Annotated in this window: 13 protein-coding genes and 2 pseudogenes; 7 read left to right on the top strand and 8 right to left on the bottom strand. The window is 59.5% G+C overall.

Annotated elements, in window-relative coordinates; all coding sequences use genetic code 11:
• Window positions 1-3: 3 nt before the first annotated feature.
• The 5 genes and pseudogenes from AACY02_RS12895 to putP form a co-directional block, all read right to left on the bottom strand.
• Window positions 4-303, bottom strand: coding sequence for a hypothetical protein (locus AACY02_RS12895; protein WP_339432258.1), 300 nt, complete (start codon window positions 301-303; stop codon window positions 4-6).
• Window positions 304-635: 332 nt separating this feature from the next.
• Window positions 636-1,358 (bottom strand): DUF4123 domain-containing protein, encoded by a 723-nt coding sequence (locus AACY02_RS12890; RefSeq protein WP_339432257.1) that lies wholly within the window; start codon window positions 1,356-1,358, stop codon window positions 636-638.
• Between the two features lie 126 nt (window positions 1,359-1,484).
• Window positions 1,485-1,874 carry a hypothetical protein gene (locus tag AACY02_RS12885; protein ID WP_339432256.1) on the bottom strand — a complete coding sequence of 130 codons (390 nt, stop codon included), beginning with the start codon at window positions 1,872-1,874 and terminating at the stop codon, window positions 1,485-1,487.
• Between the two features lie 1,037 nt (window positions 1,875-2,911).
• A pseudogene (locus tag AACY02_RS12880) lies at window positions 2,912-4,915 on the bottom strand (type VI secretion system Vgr family protein); the annotation flags it as partial.
• Between the two features lie 250 nt (window positions 4,916-5,165).
• Window positions 5,166-6,650: a sodium/proline symporter PutP gene (gene putP, locus AACY02_RS12875; RefSeq protein ID WP_339432255.1), complete on the bottom strand. Its 1,485-nt coding sequence runs from the start codon at window positions 6,648-6,650 to the stop codon at window positions 5,166-5,168.
• A 455-nt stretch (window positions 6,651-7,105) separates the two neighbouring features.
• Between putP and putA the strand changes: the two genes are divergently transcribed.
• The 3 genes from putA to AACY02_RS12860 all read left to right on the top strand — a co-directional run bounded on the left by putA (window position 7,106) and on the right by AACY02_RS12860 (window position 13,998).
• Window positions 7,106-11,059 (top strand): trifunctional transcriptional regulator/proline dehydrogenase/L-glutamate gamma-semialdehyde dehydrogenase, encoded by a 3,954-nt coding sequence (gene putA / locus AACY02_RS12870; protein ID WP_339432254.1) that lies wholly within the window; start codon window positions 7,106-7,108, stop codon window positions 11,057-11,059.
• A gap of 246 nt (window positions 11,060-11,305) precedes the next feature.
• The gene (locus AACY02_RS12865; protein WP_339432253.1) at window positions 11,306-13,108 is read left to right on the top strand and encodes an acyl-CoA dehydrogenase; all 1,803 of its coding nucleotides are present in this window, start codon (window positions 11,306-11,308) and stop codon (window positions 13,106-13,108) included.
• Window positions 13,109-13,284: 176 nt separating this feature from the next.
• On the top strand, window positions 13,285-13,998 hold the full coding sequence (locus AACY02_RS12860) for a hypothetical protein (protein WP_339432252.1): 714 nt from the start codon (window positions 13,285-13,287) through the stop codon (window positions 13,996-13,998).
• A gap of 69 nt (window positions 13,999-14,067) precedes the next feature.
• On the opposite strand, the gene AACY02_RS12855 is transcribed toward AACY02_RS12860, so the two are convergent.
• From AACY02_RS12855 to AACY02_RS12845, 3 genes are all read right to left on the bottom strand, one after another.
• Window positions 14,068-16,005 carry a methyl-accepting chemotaxis protein gene (locus tag AACY02_RS12855; RefSeq protein ID WP_339432251.1) on the bottom strand — a complete coding sequence of 646 codons (1,938 nt, stop codon included), beginning with the start codon at window positions 16,003-16,005 and terminating at the stop codon, window positions 14,068-14,070.
• Window positions 16,006-16,104: 99 nt separating this feature from the next.
• Complete coding sequence (locus AACY02_RS12850) at window positions 16,105-16,407, bottom strand: cell division protein ZapA (protein ID WP_339432250.1); 303 nt, start codon at window positions 16,405-16,407, stop codon at window positions 16,105-16,107.
• Window positions 16,404-16,634 (bottom strand): hypothetical protein, encoded by a 231-nt coding sequence (locus AACY02_RS12845; RefSeq protein ID WP_339432249.1) that lies wholly within the window; start codon window positions 16,632-16,634, stop codon window positions 16,404-16,406. Before AACY02_RS12845 ends, AACY02_RS12850 begins: the two co-directional genes overlap by 4 nt.
• 277 nt (window positions 16,635-16,911) lie before the next feature.
• On the opposite strand from AACY02_RS12845, the pseudogene AACY02_RS26000 reads away from it, so the two are divergent.
• From AACY02_RS26000 to mscK, 4 genes and pseudogenes are all read left to right on the top strand, one after another.
• A pseudogene (locus tag AACY02_RS26000) lies at window positions 16,912-17,634 on the top strand (MCP four helix bundle domain-containing protein); the annotation flags it as partial.
• 30 nt (window positions 17,635-17,664) lie between these two features.
• Window positions 17,665-18,537: a methyl-accepting chemotaxis protein gene (locus tag AACY02_RS25995; RefSeq protein ID WP_401160581.1), complete on the top strand. Its 873-nt coding sequence runs from the start codon at window positions 17,665-17,667 to the stop codon at window positions 18,535-18,537.
• Between the two features lie 257 nt (window positions 18,538-18,794).
• Complete coding sequence (locus tag AACY02_RS12835) at window positions 18,795-20,537, top strand: potassium/proton antiporter (protein ID WP_339432247.1); 1,743 nt, start codon at window positions 18,795-18,797, stop codon at window positions 20,535-20,537.
• 34 nt (window positions 20,538-20,571) lie between these two features.
• Window positions 20,572-23,925 carry a mechanosensitive channel MscK gene (gene mscK, locus AACY02_RS12830; protein ID WP_339432246.1) on the top strand — a complete coding sequence of 1,118 codons (3,354 nt, stop codon included), beginning with the start codon at window positions 20,572-20,574 and terminating at the stop codon, window positions 23,923-23,925.
• The last annotated feature ends 26 nt before the right edge of the window (window positions 23,926-23,951 follow it).

Raw genomic sequence — 23,951 nt, 5'->3', positions numbered from 1 at the left:
CGCTCAGCGTTGCCTCAACGTCAAAAGATCGCAGCCTTCGCGCAACGGGATCACGCAGAGCTGGGCGAAGTCGCTGAGGATCATCGAGTCGCACTCGATCGAGCCGCGCATGCACAGGTTTTCCAGCACCTGGACGACGGTTCGGATGCGGTGGTTGGCAGCGTCCATCAGGATGTCGGAGGGGACGTGGGTGTCGATGAACAGGGTGGGCATGTCGCTGTAGTTGCCGGTGAGGGCCATGAAGCGGTTGTCGGGATGGGGGATGATTTTTTCGTAGGGTGGATCGGGGTGCATGTTCGTCATTTTGTTATCTCCATGATTGATAAACGTTAGCCGCCAACGCACCTTCCTACAGGTTTGGGTGGCAGCTGTGCGCAAGAGTAGGAACCGAGCAATCATGGACCTCGGTCACGCCGAAGCGTGTCCCACGCACAGCCGCCGTGAACGATCTTATGGACTTGAATCAAGTGCCGCAAAAATCCAACGAGCTGTAACGTCATGAAAGCGAGGGTTCCTACACCCTGTCACCACTCTCGCAGTGACAACGAAAAGACTATCCCTGCAACCCGCCGCCCACCAGTTCATGAAAAACGCCGCAACTCGAAGGAAACGTCCGAAGCCTTCGCCCGGAAATGTCACTCCAGCTCTGCCAGCAAATACGCCAACAACGCCGATTGCGACGATTCTTCCGACATTGAAACCTGAAAAAACCGCCTGACCTTGCAACGCAAAACCGCCTCGGGAAACGCCTCGAACAATGCGGGATGCTCCTCGCTCAGCCATTGCACCGCGTTGCCTACGCGGACTTCATCCCCCGCCGAAGCCAACACCGAGTCAGGCACCGTCCACCAAGGAAACACACGCCCCGAAACCTGCGCCCGCCCCCCGATTTCCAAGGCCTGACCATTGATCAGTCCGCGTGAAATCATCGGCAAAAGCTGCGCCGCATCCACTGCATCGGACTTCAAGATCGGCAACAAAAACCGCCCATCCCAAAACCGAAAAAACACCGTTTTACCACTCGGCATCAGCACCTGAGTCAGGCTGCGAAAATGCTCGACCACCACTTCCAGGCTCGCCGAAGACACCGCCAACCAGCCCCAATCAAGAGACTCAGTAGTCGCCACCCAATCGAGAAACTCACTGTCCACAGCGACAATTCCCACGAAGGGCATCACCGCATCCCACTCAGCGTAAATAGTGTCCGCCCAAATCGGACTTGGCGCTTGTGCGGTAGTTGAATCGCTCCAGATCTTGAATGGCTCGCCATCGCTGGCGCTGCTGAGAACTGCAAACAATTGTTCATCGGCCATTAGCGGCTGACGCTGTAACCAATGGTGGGGAATTAGTTTATTCATTCAAGGGCCTATGCAGCTCTCGACAATATCGAGAATGCTGTTATCTACAAAAACAAATGGCTGAGTTAAAAACCAGCGTAAAGAGACAACCTGAATAACAAAAACAGATTGATTATCGAAAAGTGGTTAACTCAACCAACCATTAACCTTCCCCAACACCACACCGATTATTGCAATGGCGGTTAACACCAACATCATCCAATTGGAAAACAAAATTATCCGCCGCAAGCCTACTGGCAAGGCTTCGTAATCTTTGGCGTCCAGCTCTCCATTACGTATGGATTTACGCGAAAAGATCATGAGCGTGCCCACACTACTAATAAATAGAAATCGGCCAATCGGCTCCCACCCCAAGGTGCGTTTTCTAGAAATAACAGCCGGTGAATTGCTCAAACACTCAAAGATATCCCGCGCAAAAAAATAAGCGACAAACAGCAAAATCAAGGACGACAGAAAAATAAGTGCAATCAATACCAGACCACTTAACAGGAAGAGTATTTCAATATCAGATCTCAATTCTGTACTTCATAGACAACATCTGCCCCTTGCTCGCCCCACTCCCCGAAAGTATTGCCCAGCACAGCGGTACCCAAACCAGTCAACACAAGACCGCAGGCGATTCCACCTGCCCCCAAAGTGCTGAGTCCGATGGCGGCGCACACCGGGCCAGCTATTGCAGCTCCTGCGGCTCCGCCCATGACAATTCCACCAAATTTCCCACTTTCGGTGAACCGCACTCTCCTGCAAGCCTCTTCAGTACCCTCTCGACAAGTCTCCTTGACCTTGATTCCCGATGCTGTGGCCTGTAGCCCAACTCCGATCCAGCCCCCCACCTTTATTACCTTGCTCGCCTTACTTACCCCCTCAATATGCGTCGCATACCCCGGAATTCCGGCTGAAGAACCCACCTTGCTCCAGTGATGGACAAGGCTGCGGCTGGAAATGCCCAGCGCTTTCCTAAGGTTGGGGTGATCGGGCAAACCGACCATTTTTCGCATTAAGGTGCTGAGGCTGTTATCCAGTTGCGTCATCAACTGTTTTCGCTTTTCAAAGAAATCAGCACCTTTAAGCTTGCCGTGCTTATCGAAGGTTTTCTTATGCAGTGACTCCAATTCATCCAACGTGCCGGCGAGATTTTTAAGGTGATTACTGAACATCGCGGCTCCAATCCCGACACTCGTAGAGCCCTGCGATAAAAACGACTCAATCTCCCCATGATGTCGAGCCATAAACTCGGCCTCCGAGTCACTCATTGGCGCCAACGCCGTATCAACTTTCTGCGCCGCCTCCATCAGCAACGCCTCTTCCCGAGTGCATTGCGTATTACGCGGATCGCTCAGCACGATCAGTTGGCCGGGTTTGGCGTATTGGGTGAGTTGCGGATTGAGGCTACGAAATTTCTCCAGCACGGCCGGGTCCGGCTGCGGGAACAGTGTAGATTCCAGTGCAGACCGAGACATTCCCTGTTCAACAATATGAAAGCCCGGCTCAGCGCCCGAAGGCGCCGGCCGGGCTGAGGACTTTGGGGATTGGGTCAATGCATTTGGCGTCGGGCAGACACCGTCCTTGCAACGCTCACATTCCTCGCAGAATGGCGCATCACCCTTCAGACTCATGATTTGCGCCGGAGTCAGCATTGCCGCCGGCGCCGCCGCCAATGTATCCGGCAACCCCGGCACACTCGGCGCCGCGCTCATCGCCGCCATTGGCGCCCCACCCACAACAATCGGCACGCTGCTGAAGATCCCGCCGGGGCCGATGTTGATCCACTGCCCGCCCGCCTGAATCGTCGCGCTCGCGCCGCCGTCGATCACCACTTGCTGGCCGGCGCTGACGTGGAATTGCGCGCTGGCGCTGGTCGCCTGATTGCTCACGCGGATATGCCGATCGCCGACAACCGTCAGATGATCGTCCTGCCTCACTTCGGCCTTGCGCTGGCCGTGGGTGATGCGTTGTTCGTCGGCCTTCAATTCATGTTTGGCGGTGCCGGTGACGACGATGCTGCGCTGGTTGTCGACCTGCACCTGTTGATCGTGCAGCACATGCTGCGTCCAGTTGCGCTGGGCGCGCAGGTAGATCTCCTCGGCGCCTTTTTTATCCTCGATGCGCAGTTCGTTGTAGCCCCCGCCACCGGGGCTGCTCTGGCTGCGGAAGATGCTGCGGGTTTTCTCGGCCGGCAGTTCCAGCGGCACTGGGGTTGCAGCGTTGGGCAGGCAGCCCATGACCAACGGTTTATCGGCATCGGCGTCGATGAAACCGACCAGCACTTCCATGCCGACTCTTGGGATCAGCACGCTGCCGTAGCCGTCATGCGCCCACCCCGTGGCGACCCGCAGCCAGCAACTGGAATGTTCGTTGAACTCGCCGTCACGGTCCCAGGCCAGTTGCACCTTGACCCGACCGTATTCGTCGCAATGTATTTCGCTGTCCTGAGGCCCGGTGACGACGGCGGGTTGATACCCGCGCACCTGCGGCTTCGCCCCCAAGGCTGGGCGAAAGAACGCGTCCCACGGTGTGGCGAGAAAGGTATTACGGTACCCCTGGAACTCTTCCCCATCACCGGTCACCGATTCCTCCAGCACTTGCGGCTGTCGGCCACGGTGTTCAATGGCTGTCAGCAACCAGAGATCGTTCCAGTCCTGACGCGGATGCTCGGTGAGTTGCAGGAAATGTCCGCTAACCAGTGCCGACTCATCGCTGATGCCTTCGGCCTGACGGTAATCGGCGGCATGGCGCTCAAGTGCCCGCTGAACCAGGTGTTTACCGGTTTCACGATTATCGAATTGTCCGGGAAAGTGATAGTCCTCCAGCACCGGGCGCTGCTCACCGTCGATGCGGCTTTCCAGTTGCAGGCGCGGCTTTTCAAAGTTGTAGTCGCGCCGGGTGACTACGCTGGTGCGGGTTTGCACGCGAACGTTGAAACGCTTGATCGCTGGCGCTCCGCCCGCCATGCCACTGCCCGGCAAATACAGATTCGGTCGGGCCAATCGCGGGAACACGGTTTGATCATCGCCGAACACCAGCAAGTGGCCTTCGGGACTGTGCTGAAAGTGGTAATGAATACCGACTTCAGCACACAGACGCTGGATGAACGCCAGATCGCTCTCGGCGTATTGCACGCAATATTCACGCTGCGGGTAGTCGCTGCCGAGGTGAAACTCAAAGGCATCGCGCAGGATCGCGTGATCCTTGAGGATCTGCGCCACGATCTGCGGCACGCTCTGATGCTGGAATATCCGCTGATTGATCCGCTGCCCAAGGTATGTCAGACGCGGGACAAGGCTTACGTGATAGCGCGTCAGACGTTTCCCGGAGTCGCCCTGCCCGACCTGATAAATCTGACCATGGACGCCGGAACCGTCTGCATCAAAGCTCAGAAACGCCTGACAGTGCAGCAGGCTTTCCAGGTCCAGATCCGGCCGCTCGCTGACCAGTTCCAGCTCAAAACGAAAGGGTTGGCTGATGGCCTCCTTGCCCGTGAACTCAAGAACCTTGAGGTCATGCTGGGCGCCTTCGAGGGTCAACGTGAAACGCGGTTGATTGGCAGGCGCGAACATCCAATGTCTCTCTGCAGAATGAGGGCGGGCGATTCTGCATGAGGGGCTAGGGGTGTGGACTGGGTGACGGAAAATTCAGATTTACCCTACCTTTTTTGTCGAAAAAGCCTTCGAATATCGGCGCATCCGACTACAGACTCATCCCTCAAACACTGGGTTATCCAATGGTCTTGAGAAATTGCAGGCACAAAAAAACGGCCCGCCTCTTGTAGGAGTCGGGCCGTTTTCTGTGAGCCTCAGCTCAGTGCAATCACTTGTTCAGGTGGAAATCTTTTTCCGCCGCTTCGAAGCGCTGCACCATGCCTTTGGTTGGCTCGCCCAGTTTGCTGACGATGTAGATCGCCAGGCTGGCGAAGATGAAGCCCGGGATGATTTCGTACAGACCCATCAGCTCGAAATGCTTCCAGACCACCACGGTGATCGCGCCGACCAGGATACCGGCCAGTGCGCCGTCACGGGTCATGCCTTTCCAGATCACCGAGATCAGTACAACCGGACCAAACGCGGCACCGAAACCGGCCCAGGCGTAGGACACCAGACCCAGTACACGGTTATCCGGATTGGACGCCAGACCGATAGCGATCAATGCGACCAGCAGCACCATGGTGCGACCGACCCAGACCAGTTCCTTCTGCGAAGCGGATTTGCGCAAGAAGGTTTTGTAGAAGTCTTCAGTCAAAGAACTGGAGCACACCAGCAACTGGCAGCTCAGGGTACTCATCACTGCCGCCAGGATCGCCGACAACAGGACACCGGCAACCCATGGGTTGAACAGGATTTTGGTCAGTTCGATGAACACACGCTCAGGGTTCTCGGTGACGGCGCCCGCCACTTCCGGGTGCGCCGAGAAGTAAGCGATACCGAAGAAGCCAACCGCCACGGTGCCGGCCAGGCACAGGATCATCCAGGTCATGGAGATGCGGCGAGCCTTGGCAATCGATTTCACCGAATCAGCGGCCATGAAACGCGCGAGGATGTGAGGCTGACCGAAGTAGCCCAGACCCCAGCCCATCAACGAGATGATGCCGATGAAAGTGGTGCCCTTGAGCATGTCGAAGTTGCTTGGGTCCTTGGCTTCGATGGCCAGGAACGTGGTGTCGACGCCACCGGTCGCCAGCAGCACGATGATCGGCGTGAGGATCAGAGCGAAGATCATCAGCGTGGCTTGCACGGTGTCAGTCCAGCTCACCGCGAGGAAACCGCCAATAAAGGTGTAGGCAATCGTCGCCGCAGCACCGGCCCACAGCGCCGTCTCGTAGGACATGCCGAAGGTGCTTTCAAACAGACGGGCGCCGGCCACGATGCCGGAAGCACAGTAGATGGTGAAGAACACCAGAATCACGATCGCCGAGATGATCCGCAGCAGGCCGCTTTTGTCTTCGAAACGGCTGGCGAAGTAGTCCGGCAGGGTCAAGGCATCGCCGTTGTGCTCGGTCTGCACACGCAGACGGCCGGCGACGAACAGCCAGTTCAGGTAGGCACCGATCACCAGACCGATGGCGATCCAGCCTTCAGACAGACCGGACATGTAGATGGCGCCCGGCAGGCCCATCAGCAACCAGCCACTCATGTCGGAAGCACCGGCAGACAGAGCCGTTACGACACTGCCCAGGCTGCGGCCGCCAAGAATATAGTCAGAAAGGTTGTTGGTGGAACGATAGGCCATCAAGCCGATCAGCACCATTGCTGCGATGTAGATCACGAACGTGATCAGGGTTGGATTGCTTACGCTCATTGAGTTACGCCCTGGCTTTGTTTTTATGTAGCAGCGGTGGTGAATCGTGCGCAAACGACTAAGTTTGGCAGACGATTCCGTATCCCGCGCATTTAGGACTGATGTTTCCCCAGGAAAGCCACCAGCCGGTACACCGGGTATCCCGGTTGCACCTTGGGCGCGAATGCTATGCAACAAATCAAATAAGGTGCAACCAGTTTCGACCGAATAAGTTGCACCTAGTCGGATTTATCGACAATCGCCCCGTTTTTGCTCCCTTTTGTGGCAGTCATGGCGCTTGGCTAGAAGCAAAAGCACCAAGCAGGGGCAGCCCTTTCGTGCCAGAAAGCAATTCCTGACGAACTGCCTGTTTTTCCGACAAAAAAGGGTTGCACCCGGTTGCACCTCTTTCAACGCGCGGCTAATCTTGCCGCCAGCTGATGCCACGCAACTGTGGCAACCATGAGGATAAAAATATGGCTACCACCACCCTTGGGGTCAAACTCGATGACCCAACCCGCGAGCGCCTGAAGGCGGCCGCAACCTCGATTGATCGCACGCCGCACTGGCTGATCAAGCAGGCAATTTTCAATTACCTGGAAAAACTCGAGGGTGGTGCAACCCTGACCGAGCTGAACGGCCTGAGCGCCAAGGACGCCGATGACGCGGGCGAAGTCCACACCGATCACGCCCACCAGTGCTTCCTCGAATTCGCTGAAAGCATCCTGCCGCAATCGGTACTGCGTGCTTCGATCACCGCCGCTTACCGTCGCCCTGAGCCGGAAGTGGTGCCGATGCTGATCGAGCAGGCACGCCTGCCGGCAACGATGGCCGAGGCCACCAATAAGCTCGCCGCGACCATCGCGGAAAAACTGCGTAACCAGAAGAGTGCCGGCGGTCGTGCAGGCATTGTTCAGGGCCTGCTGCAGGAATTCTCCCTGTCCTCCCAGGAAGGCGTGGCGCTGATGTGCCTGGCCGAAGCGCTGCTGCGCATCCCGGACAAAGGCACTCGCGACGCGTTGATCCGCGACAAGATCAGCACCGGCAACTGGCATCCGCATCTGGGCAACAGCCCTTCGCTGTTCGTCAACGCGGCCACTTGGGGCCTGCTGCTGACCGGCAAGCTGGTGTCCACGCACAACGAAGCCGGCCTGACGTCGTCCCTGAGCCGCATCATCGGCAAGAGCGGCGAGCCGATGATCCGCAAGGGCGTCGACATGGCCATGCGCCTGATGGGCGAGCAGTTCGTGACCGGCGAAACCATCGCCGAAGCCTTGGCCAACGCGAGCAAGTTCGAAGCCAAGGGCTTCCGTTATTCCTACGACATGCTCGGTGAAGCCGCACTCACCGAACACGACGCGCAGAAGTACCTTGCGTCGTACGAACAAGCCATTCACTCGATCGGCAAAGCCTCCCACGGTCGTGGGATTTATGAAGGCCCGGGCATTTCCATCAAGCTGTCGGCACTGCACCCGCGTTACAGCCGTGCGCAGTACGAGCGCGTGATGGAAGAGTTGTACCCACGCCTGCTGTCGCTGACCCTGCTGGCCAAGCAATACGACATCGGCCTGAACATCGACGCCGAAGAAGCCGACCGTCTGGAACTGTCGCTGGATCTGCTCGAGCGCCTGTGCTTCGAACCGCAACTGACGGGCTGGAACGGTATCGGTTTCGTCATCCAGGCGTATCAGAAGCGTTGCCCGTACGTGATTGATTACGTGATCGATCTGGCGCGCCGCAGCCGTCACCGCCTGATGATCCGCCTGGTGAAAGGCGCGTACTGGGACAGCGAAATCAAGCGTGCCCAGGTCGAAGGTCTGGAAGGCTATCCGGTCTACACCCGCAAGGTGTACACCGACGTTTCCTACATCGCCTGCGCACGCAAACTGCTGTCGGTGCCGGAAGTCATCTACCCGCAGTTCGCCACGCACAACGCCCACACCCTGTCGGCCATTTACCACATTGCCGGTCAGAACTATTACCCGGGGCAGTACGAGTTCCAGTGCCTGCACGGCATGGGCGAACCGCTCTACGAGCAGGTTGTCGGCAAAGTTTCCGACGGCAAGCTGAACCGTCCGTGCCGCGTGTACGCGCCGGTCGGTACCCACGAAACGCTGCTCGCTTATCTGGTCCGTCGTCTGCTGGAAAACGGCGCGAACACTTCGTTCGTCAACCGCATCGCCGACCAGTCGATCTCGATTCAGGAGCTGGTGGCCGATCCAGTGGCTCAGATCGAGCAAATGGCAACCGTGGAAGGTGGTTTCGGCCTGCCGCATCCGCGCATTCCACTGCCGCGTGACTTGTATGGCGCCGAGCGCGCCAACTCCAGCGGCATCGACATGGCCAACGAACATCGTCTGGCGTCGCTGTCCTGCGCCCTGCTCGCGACCGCGCACAACGACTGGAAAGCGGCGCCGATGCTCGGCTGCGCTTCCAGCAACGAAACGCCGGCAGCGGTGCTGAACCCGTCGGATCACCGCGATGTGGTCGGTCATGTGCAGGAAGCCACCGTCGAAGACGTCGACAACGCGATTCAATGCGCCCTGAACGCTGCGCCGATCTGGCAGGCTACCCCGCCCGCCGAACGCGCCGCGATTCTGGAACGTGCCGCTGACCTGATGGAAGGCGAGATTCAGCCGCTGATGGGCCTGCTGGCCCGTGAAGCCGGCAAGACCTTCGCCAACGCCATCGCCGAAGTCCGTGAAGCGGTCGACTTCCTGCGTTATTACGCGGTGCAGGCGCGCAACGATTTCAGCAACGACGCCCACCGTCCACTGGGCCCGGTGGTGTGCATCAGCCCTTGGAACTTCCCGCTGGCGATCTTCAGCGGTCAGGTCGCTGCGGCACTGGCTGCGGGTAACCCGGTCTTGGCCAAACCTGCGGAGCAAACCCCGCTGGTCGCCGCGCAAGCCGTGCGTTTGCTGCTCGAAGCCGGTATTCCGGAAGGCGTGCTGCAACTGCTGCCGGGCCGCGGTGAAACCGTCGGTGCCGGTCTGGTCGGTGACGAGCGCGTCAAAGGCGTGATGTTCACCGGCTCCACCGAAGTGGCGCGCCTGCTGCAACGCAACATCGCTGGCCGTCTCGACAGCCAGGGCCGCCCGATTCCGCTGATCGCTGAAACCGGCGGCCAGAACGCGATGATCGTCGACTCCTCGGCACTCACCGAACAAGTCGTCATTGATGTGGTGTCCTCGGCCTTCGACAGCGCCGGTCAGCGTTGCTCGGCACTGCGCGTGCTGTGCTTGCAGGAAGATTCCGCCGATCGCGTCATCGAAATGCTCAAAGGCGCGATGGCCGAGGCTCGACTCGGCAACCCTGAGCGCCTGTCCGTGGACATCGGCCCGGTGATCGACGCCGAAGCCAAGGCTGGCATCGACAAGCACATCCAGGGCATGCGCGACAAAGGTCGTAACGTTTACCAGGTGGCGATCGCCGACACCGAAGAAGTCAAACGCGGCACCTTCGTCATGCCGACCTTGATCGAACTGGAAAGCTTCGACGAACTGCAGCGCGAGATCTTCGGTCCGGTGCTGCACGTGGTTCGCTACAAGCGTAAAGAGATCGACCAGTTGATCGGTCAGATCAACGCTTCCGGCTACGGCCTGACCCTCGGCGTGCACACCCGCATCGACGAGACCATCGCCAAGGTGATCGACAACGTCAACGCCGGTAACGTCTACGTCAACCGCAACATTGTCGGTGCCGTGGTCGGCGTGCAGCCGTTCGGCGGCGAAGGCTTGTCGGGGACCGGTCCGAAGGCTGGTGGCCCGCTGTATCTGTACCGCTTGCTGTCGACGCGTCCTACCGACGCCATCGAGCAATCCTTCGCTCGCGGTGATGCAGTCGTCGCGCCGGACGTTCGTTTGCGCGACGCCATGAGCAAGCCGCTGGCCGCCCTTAAAACCTGGGCTGAAAGCAACAAGTACGCGCAACTGAGCACGCTGTGCGCGCAGTACGCCGCGCAATCGCAGAGCGGCATCACCCGCGTTCTCGCGGGCCCGACCGGCGAGAAGAACAGCTACGCGATCCTGCCACGCGAGCACGTGCTGTGCCTGGCGGACGTCGAAGGCGATCTGCTGACGCAACTGGCGGCGGTATTGGCGGTGGGCGGTTCGGCGGTTTGGCCGGAATCCGACATCAGCAAGGCGTTGTACGCACGTCTGCCCAAGGAGATTCAGGCGCGAATCAACCGGGTTGCTGACTGGAACAAGGACGAGGTGGTGTTTGATGCGGTTCTGCATCACGGCCATTCCGATCAGTTGCGCGGCGTTTGCCAGCAAATCGCCAAGCGCGCCGGCGCGATTGTCGGGGTTCAGGGCTTGTCCCAGGGCGAGACCAACATTGCGCTGGAGCGTCTGGTGATTGAACGGGCGTTGAGCGTCAACACGGCGGCGGCGGGTGGTAACGCCAGCCTGATGACGATCGGTTAACACGCTGTCACTCCAGGCAACCGCAATGCTTGCCTGGAATGTCATTCCCCTGTGGGAGCGGGCTTGCTCGCGGATGCGGAGGATCAGTCGACATCAATGTTGCCTGACCCACCGCATTCGTGAGCAAGCCCGCTCCCACATTTGATTAGTGTTGCCCTCATTCCTGCATCACTGCCATCAATCATCCTGTTCAGCCTTTATTCCCCAGCCTAGACTCGGCCCAACCCCAATTTCAGGTAGGCCGCCATGTCCGAGTCGCTGCTCAGTTCCCGCAATCTGGCTTTCGAACTGTACGAAGTCCTCGATGCCGAGGGCCTGACCCGGCGCGAGCGTTTTGCCGAGCACAACCGCGAGACCTTCGATGCCGCCATCGGTACGGCGCGCAACATCGCCGAGAAATACTTCGCGCCGCACAACCGCAAGGGCGACGAGAACGAACCGCGCTACGAGAACGGCCAGGCGATTCTGATTCCCGAGGTGAAACCGGCGGTGGATGCCTTCCTTGAAGCGGGTTTTCTCAACGCCGCGCGCAGTTTCGATGCCGGTGGCATGCAACTGCCGACCCTGCTTTCCCAAGCCTGCTTTGCGCACTTCCAGTCGGCCAACGCGGCTTCGACTTCGTACCCGTTCCTGACCATGGGCGCGGCGAATCTGATCGAGAGCTTCGGCACCGAAGAACAGAAACAGCGCTTCCTGCAGCCAATGATCGACGGCCGTTTCTTCGGCACCATGGCCCTCACCGAGCCGCATGCGGGCTCATCGCTGTCGGATATTCGTACCCGTGCCGAACCTTCGTCCGACGGCACTTATCGCCTCAAGGGCAACAAGATCTTCATTTCTGGCGGCGACCACCCGCTGTCGGAAAACATCGTGCACATGGTGCTGGCCAAACTGCCGGACGCACCGGCGGGCGTGAAAGGCATCTCGCTGTTTATCGTGCCCAAGTTTCTGGTCAACGATGATGGCAGCCTGGGTAAACGCAACGACGTATTGCTGGCCGGGCTGTTTCACAAGATGGGCTGGCGCGGCACGACGTCCACCGCGCTGAACTTCGGCGATAACGGGGAGTGTGTCGGCTATCTGGTGGGCAAACCGCATCACGGTTTGAGTTACATGTTCCAGATGATGAACGAAGCGCGGATCGGCGTCGGCATGGGCGCAGTGATGCTCGGATACGCCGGCTATCTCTACTCGCTGGAGTACGCGCGCGAACGCCCGCAAGGTCGCGTCCCGGACAGCAAAGACCCGACCACGGCGCCGGTGGCGATCATTCAGCACGCCGATGTCAGACGCATGCTGTTGACGCAAAAATCCTACGTTGAGGGGGCTTTTGACCTCGGCCTGTACGCCGCGCGGTTGTTCGATGACACCACAACACTGGAAACCGAAACCGAGCGCAAACAGGCCCATGAGCTACTGGATTTGCTGACGCCGATCGTCAAATCCTGGCCGTCGGAGTTCTGCCTGAAGGCCAATGAACTGGCGATCCAGATCCTCGGCGGTCACGGTTACACCCGCGAATATCCGGTGGAGCAGTACTACCGCGACAACCGTTTGAACCCGATCCACGAAGGCACCCACGGCATTCAGTCGCTGGACTTGCTCGGGCGCAAACTGGCGCAGAACGGTGGCGCAGGGCTCAAGCAATTGATCCGGTTGATCGCCGACACCGCCGAACGCGCCACCGCGTACGAATCGTTAACCGCATTGCGTGAGCCGCTGGAGAAACTGGTCGCGCGCCTGCAAGTGGTGACCATTGGCTTGCTGACCGATCTGGCGCAAGGCAAGGTCAACAGCAGCTTGGCGAATTCGGCGCTGTACCTGAAAGTGTTCGGGCACACGGTGATTGGCTGGCGCTGGCTGGAGCAGGCGATTCGCGCCGAGGAAGGCCTGGCCAAAGGTCAGGCGGCGGATGCTGATTTTTATAAGGGCAAGTTACAGGCGGCGCGGTATTTCCTGACGTGGGAAGTGCCGGGCTGCCACCATGAGCTGACGTTGCTCGAGGCGCGGGATGAAACGTGTCTGGGCATGCAGGACGCCTGGTTCTGAATCATCGCCCATGCGATGTCCCAAACACACTTCAACGCTCTTCACACCTGTCAGGTTTTACAGGTGTGAAGAGCGGGAACTGGAGATAGGCTGTTTTCGCCCGACATGTAGTTTGCAGTTGCCCGGCAGGTACGGACACCAACGTCCGCTTCCCTTACCTCATCCGAGTAAACACCATGAGCGAACATGTTCTCGTAGACCAAACCGTCAAACTCTCAGGTCTTGTGACACTGGACTATTGCGTCCTTGCCGCAATCTCCCAAGCGCCTGCGCGCAGCGGTACGGTGTGGACGAACAAGGATTCTAGCGAGTCCATTGTCATCAGCAAAAACCATCACCGCCTCTCGGATGAAAAGTCGCAGATCAGTCTCACGACCTCGCCCGACAATGGCGCGCCGAGCGTTGAAACGACGGCGGCAGGAATGTTTGAGATCATTTGTGCTGAAGACCGGTACGAAACCACCAACCGGGTTTCTTACAAAGACTACACCCGGCTCAGTGCCAACCAATGGCGGTCGGTGGTCTATGGCGGTGCGGGGCTGAACGATGAAACGGCCGTCACCGAAATCGATCCTTATGTGAATCTCACTGAAGACCAGTTTCTACTTTCCGCCAGAATCAATGATGTTGTGAAAGATCCCCAGGCAGTGCGAATCACCGGAAAACGTTACACCCTCAGAGGCGAGCGGTATCAAGTTACCGTCATCGCTCCGAACAACAGCTATGTCAGCGTGACGGACTTCAGCAAGGACGACATGTTCAGGACCCTGGCGGTGGGTGATAGCTATGTCGTCAATCAAGCCATGCGGACAGTCAAAGAGAAACGCGTTTTCTACATGGAGACTATTGGTGGCATCGACTTTTACGGACGGGAAATTCTTCTGGCGTGAAACAACTGATCCAAGGTCACGCCGACGCGCCATACCAGGCGCGCCGGTCCTTTTGAAAAAAGGCTGAACTCAGCTCAACTTGAACCCACCCATCTGCCGCGCCAGATCATCCGCCAGCTTCTGCAGCATCTGACAATCCTCACGACACGCCCGAACCTCCCCCGCCGTGGCCCGGGCCAGATCGGAAATGCCCTGTACGTTTCGGTTGATCTCTTCGGTCACCGCCGATTGCTCTTCCGTCGCTGTCGCCACCTGATGGTTCATGTCGCTGATGCGCTCGACCTGCCCGGTAATCGCGGTCAGCGAGGCCCCGGTACGCTGGCTCGACTCAACCCCGGTGCCGGTCGCTGCCTGACCGGTGCGCATCGAGGACACGGCGTTTTCCGCGCCTTGCTTGAGGTTGCCGATCATCTGCTGGATCTCGTCGGTGGATGCCTGCGTGCGGCGTGCCAAGGTACGCACTTCGTCCGCCACCACCGCAAAACCACGCCCCATGTCCCCGGCGCGCGCCGCTTCAATGGCGGCGTTGAGGGCCAGCAGGTTGGTCTGTTCGGAGACCCCGCGAATCACCGCCAGCACCGAGTCGATCGACGCCACTTGATGCGCCAGTTCTCCCACAGCGCCCGCTGCCACGCCGATCTCGTCAGACATGCTTTCTATATGCCGGATGGAGCCGCCGACCACTTCTCGCGCTTGCATGGCTTCATCGCGCGCCGTTTGCGAGGCGAGCGCTGCGTTGCCAGCGTTTTGCGCGATTTCCTGTACGGTCAGGCCCATTTCATGGACGGCGGTGGCGACCATGTCGGTCATCTCCTGCTGACGACCAGAGCGCTCGGCGGTGTTATCCACAACCTTGGCCACTTGGCCGACGGCGGTGCGCAAACGCTCACTGGTGGCCAGCACTTCGCCAATCATCCCGCGCTGACTGTCGAGGAAGCGGTTGAAACCGCGAGCAAGATCGCCCAGCTCATCGGCGCGACTGGAATCTAACCGGTGGGTCAAATCTCCACCACCGCTACCGATGGCTACCAGCGCGGCTGTTACCTGACGAATCGGTCGCACCAAGCCCTGGGCCAACCACACCACCAGCGCCAGGCACACCAGCGCTACCGCCAGCCCGATGCCGCCACTGAGCCACATCGCCCGCCGGGCTTCAGCGTAGATCTGCGACTGCGGCACTTCGGCCACCAACGTCCAGCCCAGATCGCGCAAAGGCAGGCTGAACGCCAGGAAGTCCTCGCCATCGCGCTGGAAGCTGCTGCTGACCGCATTTTTTTGACCGAGAACTGACTGCGCCGCCGCCGCACCGATCTGCTCCGTGAGGGTGCGTTTGCCACTGAACTGCGCCTCGGGATGGACCTGGATCAAACCGTCGGAACGCACGAGATAGACCTTGCCGCGCTCACCAAAGCTGAAGTTGTGGATCAGCTGCGACAGTTCTTTCATGCTCAGTCCAAGTCCGGCGACGCCGACCACTTTGCCGGCCTGCTCGACCTTCAAATCGATGAACAGTGCCAGCTCTCCGGTGGCGCCATCGTTGTCGATATTCAGGGTGCGCGGCTGAGTGCTGTCGAGGAAGGAATAGAACCAGGCATCGGCCGGTTTGGCGCGACTGAGGGTGCGATCCAGGCCTTTTTCGGTGATGTAATGATTGGAGTCGGTGCCGATGATCAAAGCGGTAAATGCCTTGTGTTCGGCGCGGATGCCCTCCAGATACTGCGCGAAGGCCGCTGTTTTGCTGCTGTCTTCGCCATTGGCCAGCCAGTCGCGGACCATGGAATTGCTGGCGATGTCTTTAGCGGCGGTGAGGGGCTGAACGAGGATACGTTCGATGTCGTTGCGCGTCGCTTCGATGCTCGACGGCAACGCTTGTTCGACCAGATAGCTCTGGGCGAGGCGGTTGACCACCAGGGTATAAATGCCAACCACGATCAGGATACTGACCAGCAGGGCGGTGCCCATGCTGAGAATCAGCTGCCATTGAATACTGCGTCGCCACAACTGCATGGAGCACCCCCAAAGAATAAGTGGCCGAAACAATGCAACAGCCATGCCGATTGTATACAACTAAACCGACAATCTATTCTTTGGTTGTGCGCAACGCCATCAGCCCTGATTGATGGTCTTGGCGATGGTGTCGACCGTGGCGCTGACTTGCTCTTGGTAACGGTCGAGTTCTTCCTGGTGCTGCTTCTTCATTTCAATCTGCTGCGAGCACAGATTCATTGCCGCCAGCACCAGCAAACGATCACCGATCAGGGTCGGGTATTTGCGTTTGGTGTCTTCCAGCGCAGCCTTGAGCATCATGGCCGCGTCCAGCAGGGTCTGTTCTTCCCCGGCCGGTGCCTTGATCGAATAGTCCTCCCCAAGAATGGAGATGACTTTTACCCCTGCTGTCTGGTGGTTCATGCGCTGACGGGACCTGCGTTGACGCGATCAACCAGTGCCTGGATGCGCGCTGCGGTGGCGCCGTGCTTCTCTTCCTGCTCCATCAGGTTCAGTTGCAGGCTCTCGTTTTCATCCTTGGCCTGGGCCAGTTCCGTAGCCAGGGTCTGGTTGGTTTGCGCAAGGGTTTGGTTCTGTTGCACCAGTTCGCTGACGAGCTGTTCCAATTGGCTGAGGGATGCTTCCAACATTTTGATCTTCCAAGCGTTTTTCAAAGGGCGCGTACGATAAAGAAAAGTCACCACAGATGCCAGGGTTAAACCGGCGCAAAGCCTTGATTTTCCTGGTGGGCGACCGTTCCTGCGAGTTTAAAAGACTGTGATCTGCCGATCTGGTTCCTGCACTTCGTCGCCAGAGGGGCTGTGCGACAAATACGCACACCGGTTCAAGACTTTAGTCGCATGACCGATAAGTCATCCATACAGCAGTTTCAGCCCGCATGGATGCGGCCCTTTTCGGTATCCGCACATGTCCCTTCGCAATATGAATATCGCCCCTCGGGCCTTCACCGGTTTTGCCTTGATCGGCGGCCTGATGCTGATCCTGGGCGTGTTCGCCCTGAACCAGATGAGCAAAATCCGCGGCGCCGCCGAGGACATCACCTCCAACAGCGTGCCAAGCATCAAGAACCTCGATGAGTTCACGCAACTGACGCTGCGTCTGCGCGTGCTCTCGTACCGTTTGCTGGTGAACCGCGAACCGGACGTTCAGCAGAAGACCATGGAGTTGCTGGAAACGCGCAACGCGCAGATCCGCAAGGCCCAGGCAGCTTACGAGCCGTTGATCGGCAGCGCTCAGGAGCGTGCGACCTATGATCAATACGTGCAGTTGCAGGGGCAATACCGCCAGATCGAAGAGCGGATGAAAAACCTGTCGCGCAACAATCAGGTGGATGAGTTGCGCAACTTGCTCAACACCGAGTTGCTGAACAACTCCGAAGCGATGAACACCGCCCTTAACACGTTGATGCAGATCAACGACAAACAGGTGCGCGACACCAACGAGCAAGCGGCCGAGCAGTACGCTACAGCGTTCGACCTGGTGGTCGCCCTGCTGGTAATCGCTACCGGTCTGACCTTGCTGTTCGCCTGGTTGCTGACCACCAGCATCACCAAGCCCATTGCCAAGGTTCTGGAAGCGGCGCAAACCATCGCCGAAGGCAACCTGACCCAGCCGATCCACGTTGACGGCTCCGACGAAGCCGGGCGCCTGCTGGCGGCCATGGCCAAGATGCAGTCCAAGCTGCGCGACACCCTGCAGCGGATTTCCGGTTCGGCCACGCAGTTGGCCTCCGCCGCTGAAGAGCTCAACAGTGTCACCGACGAAAGCGCCCGTGGCCTGACTCAGCAGAACAATGAAATCGAACAGGCCGCCACCGCGGTCAACGAGATGACCAGCGCGGTTGAAGAAGTTGCCCGCAACGCGGTCAGCACCTCGGAAGCCTCGAAGAACGCCACTACCTCGGCCGGCGACGGTCGTGACCTGGTGCAGGAAACCGTCAGCGCCATCGAACGCATGAGCGCCGACGTGCAGAGCACCGCGACGTTGATCGGCGACCTGGCCAACGAATCCCGCGACATCGGCAAAGTGCTGGACGTGATCCGTGGTCTGGCTGACCAGACCAACCTGCTGGCCCTGAACGCGGCGATTGAAGCGGCGCGTGCCGGTGAGGCGGGGCGTGGTTTTGCGGTAGTGGCTGATGAAGTTCGCGCCCTGGCCCATCGCACTCAGCAGTCGACCAGCGAAATCGAACGCATGATCGCCAGCATTCAAAGCGGTACCGAACACGCCGTGGACTCGATGCGTAACAGCACTGAACGCGCCGAATCGACCCTGAACATTGCCCGTGGTGCCGGAATGTCGCTGGACACCATCAACACCGCCATCGTCGAGATCAACGAGCGCAACCTGGTGATCGCCAGCGCCGCCGAAGAACAGGCGCAAGTGGCACGGGAAGTGGATCGCAACCTGGTGAACATCCGCGATCTGTCGGTGCAATCGGCCACCGGGGCGAATCAGACCAGTGCGGCGAGCAACGAGCTGTCGCGATTGGCGCTGGATCTGAACAACATGGTTGGGCGCTTCAGCCTCTAACGGCAAGATCGGCGCCAATGGCCGTCACTGCACTGATCGTTCCCACGCTCTGCGCGGGAACGCAGCCCGGGACGCTCCGCGCCCCAACGCGCACGCAGAGCGGCCATTGAGGCATCCCCACGCGGAGCGTGGGAACGATCTGGCATCCTCGGTGTAAAAACCTTTTTGACAGCATCACATTTCAACAGGTTAGAATCGCTGGCACGCAGACTGCATGGTCAGTTTGTGCCCGTCTTCACGCTTCTGGAGTACTGCCTTTGAATGCGACGACCATCAACAGCCTGTTCTTGATCGGCGCGTTGCTGGTAGGTGCGAGCATTCTCGTCAGCTCACTTTCATCCCGTCTCGGCATCCCGATTCTGGTCATTATTCTCGCGGTCGGCATGACCGCCGGGGTGGATGGCGCCGGGATCATTTTCGATAACTACCCGACGGCCTATCTGGTCGGCAACCTCGCACTGGCGGTGATCCTGCTCGACGGTGGCTTGCGCACGCGGGTTTCAAGTTTCCGCGTGGCGTTATGGCCGGCGCTGTCACTGGCCACGGTCGGGGTGCTGATCACCACCGGGCTGACCGGCATGGCGGCCGCATGGCTGTTCGATCTGAACCTGATCCAGGGCTTGCTGATCGGCGCCATCGTCGGCTCAACCGACGCCGCCGCCGTGTTCTCGCTGCTCGGCGGCAAAGGCCTGAACGAACGGGTGTCGGCCAGCCTGGAAATCGAATCCGGCAGCAACGACCCGATGGCGGTGTTTCTCACCGTGACCCTGATCGACATGCTCGCCAGCGGCCAGACGGGCTTGCACTGGAGCCTGCTGACCCACCTGATCCGCGAATTCGGCATCGGTGGCGTGATCGGTCTGGGCGGTGGCTGGCTGATGCTGCAACTGGTCAACCGGATCAACCTCGCCGCCGGCTTGTATCCGATTCTGGTGATCGCCGGTGGTCTGGCGGTGTTCGCCCTGACCAACGCGCTGCACGGCAGTGGCTTCCTCGCGGTTTACCTGTGCGGCCTGGTGCTCGGTAACCGTCCGGTGCGCAGTCGCCACGGCATCCTGCACATGCTCGACGGCATGGCGTGGCTGGCACAGATCGGTATGTTCCTGGTACTGGGTTTGCTGGTGACGCCGCACGATTTGCTGCCGATTGCCCTGCCCGCGCTGGGCCTGGCGCTGTGGATGATTCTGTTCGCGCGGCCGCTGTCAGTGATCGTGGGTCTGCTGCCGTTCAAGGCGTTCCATGGCCGCGAAAAAGCGTTCATTTCCTGGGTTGGTCTGCGCGGTGCGGTGCCGATCATTCTGGCGGTGTTCCCGCTGATGGCCGGGCTGCCCCATGCGCAGTTGTACTTCAACCTCGCGTTTTTCATCGTGCTGGTGTCGCTGCTGGTGCAGGGCACGAGCCTGCCGTGGGTCGCCAAATGGCTCAAGGTCACGGTGCCGCCCGAGCCCGCGCCGATCTCTCGGTCCGCGCTGGAAGTGCATATCACCAGTGAGTGGGAGCTGTTCGTTTATAAGCTCGGTGCGGAGAAATGGTGCATCGGTTCGCCCCTGCGTGAACTGAAAATGCCCGAAGGCACGCGTATTGCCGCCCTTTTCCGTGGTCAGCAACTGCTCCATCCGTCGGGTAGTACGGTGCTGGAGGTCGATGATTTGCTCTGTGTTATCGGCCATGAACACAACTTGCCGGCCCTCGGAAAACTCTTCAGTCAGGCACCGCAACGCGGCCTCGACCTGCGTTTCTTCGGCGACTTCGTGCTCGAAGGAGACGCCCAGCTTAAAGCGGTTGCAGCCCTCTACGGCTTGCCGGCCGAGGGCATCGATCCCGACATGACCCTGGGTGCCTTCATTGCCCACAAGGTCGGCGGCGCGCCCATCGTGGGCGACCAGGTGGAGTGGAACAACACTCACTGGACCGTCGCGGTCATGGACGGGAACAAGATTGGCAAAGTGGGCGTCAGATTCCCCGAAGGAAGTCGCCCGGGCCCCGGACTCTTCCTCTAAACTGCGTCCACTATCACTTGCTTGACCGGTCTCTATGCCTACCCTGCGCTCCTTGTTTATCGCGGCCCTGCTGGGCCTGAGTCTTACTGTCGGCCCGCTTTACGCCGCCGAACCGCCGTCCAGCGACGCCGTGCAGGCCAGCCTGGATAAACTCGCCGACAGCAAACTGCCGGATGCCGATAAAAAGACCCTGCAAACCGTTCTGCAGAACACGCTCAACCAGCTCAACAACAAAAGTGATTACGAACAGAAACTGATCGACCTCAAGCAACAACTCGCGACCGCGCCAAAACAGACCATCGAAAACGCCCGTGAACTGACGCGCCTCAAGGCCAGTAGCGTGGTGCCGGTGGCGCAGCGTTTCCCCAAGGAGTCGATTCAGCAACTGGAACAGATCCTCACCGATCGCTCCACCCAGCAGAGCGATCTGCAAAAAGCCCTGGCCGACGCCAACAGCCTGATCATCACTGCGCAGACTCGTCCCGAGCGCGCCCAGGCGGAAATCTCCGCCAGCCAGACGCGCATTCAGCAGATCAACAACATCCTCAAGTCCGGCAAGGACAGCGGTAAAACCATCAGCGGCGAGCAACGCGACCAATTGAACGCTGAGTTGGCGGCGCTGAACGCGCTGATCCCGCTGCGCCGTCAGGAACTGGCCGGCAACAGCCAGTTGCAGGATCTGGGCAATTCCCGGCACGACCTGCTCTCGGAGAAATCCGACCGCCTCGACCACGAGATTCAGGAACTGCAAACCCTGATCAACCAGAAACGTCTGGCGCAGTCTCAGGAAACCGTCACCCAGCAGTCGATCGAAGCGCAGAAGGCCGGTGGCAGCAGCCTGCTCGCCAGCGAAAGCACGGCCAACCTGAAGCTCTCGGACTACTTGCTCAAAAGCACCGACCGCCTCAACGAAGTCACCCAGCAGAACCTGCAAACCAAACAGCAACTCGACACCCTTACCCAAAGCGATTCGGCTCTGGACGAGCAGATCAACGTGCTCAAGGGCAGCCTGTTGCTGTCGAAGATTCTCTACAAGCAGAAACAGGCCCTGCCGCGTTTGAAGGTCGACCGCGATCTGGCGGACCAGATTGCCGACATTCGCCTGTATCAGTTCGAAGTCAGCCAACAGCGTGAGCTGCTGAGCAATCCGTCGACCTACGTCGATAACCTGCTGTCCACCCAGCCGCCGGAACAAGTCACCCCGCAACTGCGCAAAAGCCTGCTGGATCTGGCCAACACCCGCGCCGACTTGCTGGAGCGCCTGAACCGTGAACTGAGCGCGGTGCTCAACGAATCGATCACCCTGCAACTCAATCAGAAGCAACTGCTGAGCACCGCGCAAAGCCTGCGCGCGACGCTCGACGAGCAGATGTTCTGGATCCCGAGCAACAAACCGCTGGATCTGGAATGGATGCGCGGCGTGCCGGAGCGCCTCAAGCGTCAGGTCGACACCCTGCCGTGGGCTTCCAGCCTGAGCGAACTGGCCGACGGCCTGACCCAGCGACCGTTGCTGTTCCTGCCGCTGGCGCTGCTGATCGGCGCGCTGCTGTTGCGCCGCAAAAACCTGTATGCGCGCCTGAACAAGGTTCACCAGGACATCGGTCACTTCAAACGCGACAGCCAATGGCATACCCCGCAGGCGATTCTGATCAATATTCTGCTGGCGATGCCGGTGGCGCTCGGTCTGGCACTGTGCGGTCTGGCCTTGCAGATCGATGCACGCGGACAGAACACCAACATGGGCGCGGCGTTGATACAAATGGGGCAGGCGTGGCTGGTGTTCTACACCGCTTACCGGATTCTTGCGCCGGGCGGCGTGGCGGAGCTGCACTTTCGCTGGGAAAAACCGCAGGTCGAATTCCTTCAAGGCTGGGTACGGCGACTGGGGCTGGTGGTCCTGGCGCTGGTGGCGGTGGTCGCCGTGGCCGAATTGCAACCGGCAGCATTGGCCGACGACGTACTCGGCATGCCGGTGGTGTTGATTTGCTACGCCCTGATGGCATGGCTGCTCAGTCGTCTGCTGATCAGCAGCCCGGCCCACGAAAACACCTCGCTGTTTCGCAAAGCCCTCGGCGTGATGTTCACCCTGCTGCCGATCGCCCTGTTCACCGCCGTGTGCTTCGGCTACTACTACACCGCCCTGAAACTCAGTGATCGCCTGATCAACACCCTCTATCTGCTGATGTTCTGGCTGGTGATCGAAGCCACCTTCGTCCGTGGCCTGGCGGTTGCAGCAAGGCGTCTGGCTTACCAGCGCGCCTTGGCCAAACGCCAGGCCGCAAAAGAAGCCGGCGAAGGCGAAGCGGTGATCGAAGAGCCGACCCTGGACATCGAAAAGGTCAACGAACAGTCGCTGCGCCTGATCCGTCTGGCGCTGCTGGGCGGTTTCATCGCCGCGCTGTACTGGGTCTGGTCGGACCTGATCTCGGTGTTCTCGTACCTGGACAACATCACCCTCTACGAATACACCAGCGGCACCGGCTCGAACATGAGCATGGTGCCGATCAGCATCGGCGACATGCTCGGCGCACTGATCATCATCGGCATCACTTTCGCGCTGGCGCGCAACCTGCCGGGCCTGCTTGAAGTGTTCGTGCTGTCGAAACTCAATCTGGCCCAGGGCAGCGCCTACGCGACGACGACGCTGCTGTCGTATGTGATCGCGGGTGTCGGCTTCGTCTCGACCCTGTCGACCCTCGGCGTGAGCTGGGACAAGTTGCAGTGGCTGGTGGCGGCGCTGTCGGTCGGCCTCGGTTTCGGCATGCAGGAGATCTTCGCCAACTTCATCTCCGGCATCATGATCCTGTTCGAACGACCGGTCCGGATCGGCGACACCATCACCATCGGCAACCTGTCGGGCACGGTGAGCAAAATCCGCATCCGCGCCACGACCATCACCGACTTCGACCGCAAGGACATCATTGTCCCGAACAAGACGTTCATCACCGGGCAACTGATCAACTGGTCGCTGACCGACACCATTACCCGGGTCACACTCAAGCTGGGGGTGGATTACGGTTCGGACCTGGACCTGGTCAAGGAACTGCTCCTCAAGGCCGCCCGGGAAAACCCGCGAGTGCTCAAAGAACCCGAACCGCACGTGTACTTCCTCAACTTCGGTGAAAGCACCCTCGACCATGAACTGCGCATGCATGTGCGCGATCTCGGTGACCGCAACCCGGTGATCGATGAGGTCAACCGCTTCATCAACCGCGAGTTCAAGACGCATCACATCAACATCTCGTTCCGCCAGATGGAGATTTACCTGAAGAATCTCCAGGGCCAGGAATACAAGCTGGTGCCGGCCGAGCCGGAAACCAAAACCGCCTTGCCGGGTGTCGGCGGGGAAAAACCACTGCAAGAGCCGCCGCCGGCCAAACTCGACTAACCGGTCTAATCCCAGCAGAATGCTCG

This window comes from Pseudomonas sp. EA_65y_Pfl2_P78 (assembly GCF_963970495.1).
In the GTDB taxonomy this organism is placed as follows: Bacteria; Pseudomonadota; Gammaproteobacteria; order Pseudomonadales; family Pseudomonadaceae; genus Aquipseudomonas; species Aquipseudomonas baetica_A.
This window is presented reverse-complemented; position numbering and strand designations above follow the sequence as displayed.

Bases quoted from the DNA above. Each gene is read 5' to 3' on its own strand.
- AACY02_RS12895 (WP_339432258.1), bottom strand. From the start codon at position 303: ATGACGAACATGCACCCCGATCCACCCTACGAAAAAATCATCCCCCAT.
- AACY02_RS12890 (WP_339432257.1), bottom strand. From the start codon at position 1,358: ATGAATAAACTAATTCCCCACCATTGGTTACAGCGTCAGCCGCTAATG.
- putP (WP_339432255.1), bottom strand. From the start codon at position 6,650: ATGAGCGTAAGCAATCCAACCCTGATCACGTTCGTGATCTACATCGCA.
- putA (WP_339432254.1), top strand. From the start codon at position 7,106: ATGGCTACCACCACCCTTGGGGTCAAACTCGATGACCCAACCCGCGAG.
- AACY02_RS12865 (WP_339432253.1), top strand. From the start codon at position 11,306: ATGTCCGAGTCGCTGCTCAGTTCCCGCAATCTGGCTTTCGAACTGTAC.
- AACY02_RS12860 (WP_339432252.1), top strand. From the start codon at position 13,285: ATGAGCGAACATGTTCTCGTAGACCAAACCGTCAAACTCTCAGGTCTT.
- AACY02_RS12855 (WP_339432251.1), bottom strand. From the start codon at position 16,005: ATGCAGTTGTGGCGACGCAGTATTCAATGGCAGCTGATTCTCAGCATG.
- AACY02_RS12850 (WP_339432250.1), bottom strand. From the start codon at position 16,407: ATGAACCACCAGACAGCAGGGGTAAAAGTCATCTCCATTCTTGGGGAG.
- AACY02_RS12845 (WP_339432249.1), bottom strand. From the start codon at position 16,634: ATGTTGGAAGCATCCCTCAGCCAATTGGAACAGCTCGTCAGCGAACTG.
- AACY02_RS25995 (WP_401160581.1), top strand. From the start codon at position 17,665: ATGGCCAAGATGCAGTCCAAGCTGCGCGACACCCTGCAGCGGATTTCC.
- mscK (WP_339432246.1), top strand. From the start codon at position 20,572: ATGCCTACCCTGCGCTCCTTGTTTATCGCGGCCCTGCTGGGCCTGAGT.